Here is a 3,712-nt window from a genome sequence, read left to right on the forward strand (position 1 = left end):
ACAGTCTTTCCTCTGAGGGGCGATAGCTCCTAAAGTGATGAGTTCGTTAACCACGGCGTTAACAAGCGGGGCGGCGTCCGGGACACAGAGAAAATCTTCAAAGGCCCTCACGAGAGGGAGCCGTCGGAACAGAGGGTCGCCAAACAAACGCTCGCACATGACAAGAGTGATCCGCTCGAAAGCCGTGACGATCCGCGGAACACTGTGTGTGATTTGCACCGAGAATCGCAGGGCCGGCAACCCAACGCGAAACTTGGTCAAACTGATGGTCATGATTTGCTTCCTCTCCCCATTGACTGCACGGCACGTCCTACTTGTCGCTGAAACTCGTGGTATGTCTCCGCGGAGACAATATCGGCTGCGGAATGAAAGCATCCCCACCGCTCGATCTCCTCGATGATGTGCCGATAAACCTCGACCTCCCGGTACCCTGGCCGGTCAAGATGAGGCAGCCTCACAGGATACCGGCGGAACGTCTGCTCCGCACCAACGATCACCAGCAGTTCCTGGGCCCGTGAAAATGCCACATTAATGCGTTCAAACTGAGCCGTGTTGGCGCGTCGTGATAATGTGTGGCGCGGGTTGCGGACCAGGCTCACGAGTACAATGGGGCGTTCCTGCCCCTGATAGCGATCCACCGTGTTGATATCTACGCGAATCGCCTGAAAGTTGAAATTCTGCTTTCTTTGGAAACGACGAAGAGTTTCGCGAATTGTCCGCACCTGGCGGGCGTAAAAGGTGATCACACCAACTCGACGCGGAGGCTTCTTACCTGGCCCGATGCCCATCTCTCGATAGGCCATCTCAATGTCATACAGGCACTGCGCAATGAGCAGCGCTTCTAATGCGTTTGTTTTGCCTCCTGTCCCTGTCCGCTCTTCAAAGTGTGGTTTTCCTAAAGGATCGATCGAGGAATCAATCCACAGGACGTGCTGATCCGGTACAAGGTAGGGGCGTTTCTTGGCACCGAGCAAAGTCAAATTGTGAAGGCGATGCTCCCGAGGATCAGAATTTGGGTCCGTACCGTCGGGATCACGGAGACCGCATACCAGCCGGTTTTCATAGAAATGGTTGATCACCTTCATGATCTGAGGATGCATCCGATACTGCGTGAAAAGGAAAGACTTCAGCGTATCAGATGCGTTCTCGAAGTGCTCTTTGAACAGCGAGGCAGTCACCAACTTACGAAAGCGTTCGAATGTTTCCCGAGTGAGAGGTACCGATTCCTGACCGTTGTCCTCGTCTCCCTCTTCGGTCTCTGCCACCAGTTCTTCCCAAGGCAGTTCCCGTTCGCGGAAAAGGGGTGGAAGTTGCCGGTGATCGCCCACGAGAATGGCTGTCCGCGCCAGCAAAAGTGGCATGACAATTTCAGGCGGGGTGGCCTTACTGACTTCGTCCACAATCGCCACGTCGAATCGGACGAAGCCGTACTTTTCCAGGGTCTGGGGATTCTCGGTGCATGTCACACCCACGACATTGCACGCTTTGAGGTAAATGGGAAAGAACTGGTGGTGGTCACGCTCCGCTACAGTTGGATCCATGAGGGATTTGGTCCAACCCTCCAGGATCTCGCTCCAGGCCTTTCGGATCGGCTCTTGACGCTGAAGGAAACGTTTGAGCTGTTCAAGTTGTTCCGTGACACGGCCCCGAATGGCAGGCAGATCCGCCCGGCTTGGTGTGTGCTCGCGGCCTTCCCAGTGTTTGCGCAATAACTCTTCCAGACGCGACTCTCTTTCCGCCATTTGCCGCTCGAGAAGCGCCAGTTGATCACTCACATCGGCCAGCTCAATTTCCCAGCGGCGTCTTTGCTCGGTGGAAGATTCTGGTAATGCCGGTTTGTTAACAAAGTCTTGCACTCTTCTCCGGCAATCCGCATAAACGCGGGCCATTTCGCTACGTACTTCGCCGATCGCGCGACGAGCCTCACAGAGACGCGAGAGAACCTCTTGTCGCCGGGCATCGGGGTTGGTGAACTGATAGGCAACCGGAATTCCATCGACTGTCGCGGTGAAGACTGCTTTGTAAACTTCCGCATTTAGGCCACTGCCCCGCTTTCGAAGTTCGCGGATCTGTTTCTGCACTTCCTGCCACGCGGGAAGCTTGCTTGCGTCCTCCGCCATCTCTTCCTGCAGTTGCCGAGCCTTCCGTTGAAGTTCTTCCAAGAGGAGAGCATCTTCCTGCGAGAGGACACCTTCGCCATCAGAAGCCGCCAAACGCCTGGCGTCTGCTTCCAACTGAGGAACGAGCCTCTCGACTTCCCGCCACCGGCGAAAGATCTGTGCAAGTCCCAAAGACTGCTGTGAGGCAGGAAGAGGTACAATGGTCACCTGTCCAGGATCGAGGTCAATTCCCACGGTCCGCAGTTTTTCGACCAGTGGTGACACCATTTCGACAAGCTCCTGAGCAATGTCCGCTGGGAGCTGCCCCGGACAATTGGCCCCGTTCTCAAGGAACGCCAGAAATTCTTTTGCCCGCTCCCGTTCCACAGCAACCCGGCGGCTCTCTTCCTCCGCCTGATACGCGTCACTTATCGCCGCAAGGATCTCGTCACGGCGATCTACGAGCGACCGACGCCTCTGCTCCATCTCAGCCAGGTCAGCCGCGAGAATGTCTACCTGGGCAAGCCACTCTTGAACTTCTTGCAGCGTTCGCTCGGCCTTTTCCCACGGCTGAAGTATCCCTTCCCGACAGGTTTTGGCAATCGCTTGATAATATGTTGCAAGAGCCTGATTCTCGCTGAAAGGGCCGCTTTCATCAGCTCGTTGCCCCAGTCGGATCGCTCTGATATTGGGAAATCCCGCGAGGCGTTCCAGAGCATTGTCCACAGCCAGATTCGCCTGAGAAGCCACCAGAACCGTCTTTTTCTGTTCCACCAGTTGACAGATGGCTTCTGCGATCATGGTGGTCTTGCCGGTGCCGGGAGGCCCCTGGACGAGGGCCAGATCCGGAGCACTGATCATTTTGCGAACCGCCAGTTTTTGATCCTCATTGAGATCCTTCCGGAACCAAAGGTCCTCCGGTATGGAGACGAGCTCGGCCGGCTCGTCCGCTGCCTTGATGTTGAACAGATAGCTCGATAGGAGGGGGGCATAGCCCGATTGCTCCTGCAGCCGCTTCAAGGCAAGGCGCTGTCGATTGACCAGTGCGAGGTCTCCCACGATGGAGACGGAGAGAAAGCCTTGCCGGGGGATTTTCCGAAGAATCGCCTCTTCAATCCGATCCCAACTGGCCCCTTCCTCGCGCATCCGGTCGAAGTCCTCCTGCGCTGACTCGGTAAGCCGGTATACAGCCCATGCCCACATTGGGTTTTCCCAGGGCATGTTGTTGACGTCCACCCCGGTAGGCGGCTCGGATACACGCTCAAGAGTCACGAAATCGCCCAGCTCCGCTTCCCGAACTCGGCGGTCGTCACTGTAGTCGAAAATCCACGGATCCTTGGAAGAATCGAGGGTGTAAGCCCGCACCTCGTCCTGTCGCAAGATCCGCCGTATCCGTTCCCAACTTGCGCGATCAGGGGTTACCACCAAAAAGCGGATTCCGCCCTCCGGATCTTCTCGATCCAGTGTGACCTGCACGTAGCGGACACCGTCCAGGCTCTTTTTGGCGAGAGTCTCTTTCCAATTCAAGTATTCCCACCAATCGGCCAGTCGTTCCCGGGTGACCACTGAAATAGGCGGAAGGTCTTGCACAAAGGATGTCGTTAGCACGTTTT

2 protein-coding genes are annotated in these 3,712 nt (G+C 56.2%); both read right to left on the bottom strand.

Going from position 1 to position 3,712, the window contains the following annotated elements:
• Positions 1-273 (bottom strand): hypothetical protein (locus tag H5U08_RS12775; RefSeq protein WP_297033664.1); only part of this gene is annotated, 273 nt, incomplete at its 3' end.
• On the bottom strand, positions 270-3,712 hold a 3,443-nt coding region (locus tag H5U08_RS12780; protein ID WP_297033667.1), incomplete at its 5' end, for an AAA domain-containing protein. The genes H5U08_RS12780 and H5U08_RS12775, both read right to left, overlap by 4 nt.

Origin of the sequence: Thermogutta sp., assembly GCF_014359955.1 — a bacterium.
Classification (GTDB): domain Bacteria; phylum Planctomycetota; class Planctomycetia; order Pirellulales; family Thermoguttaceae; genus Thermogutta.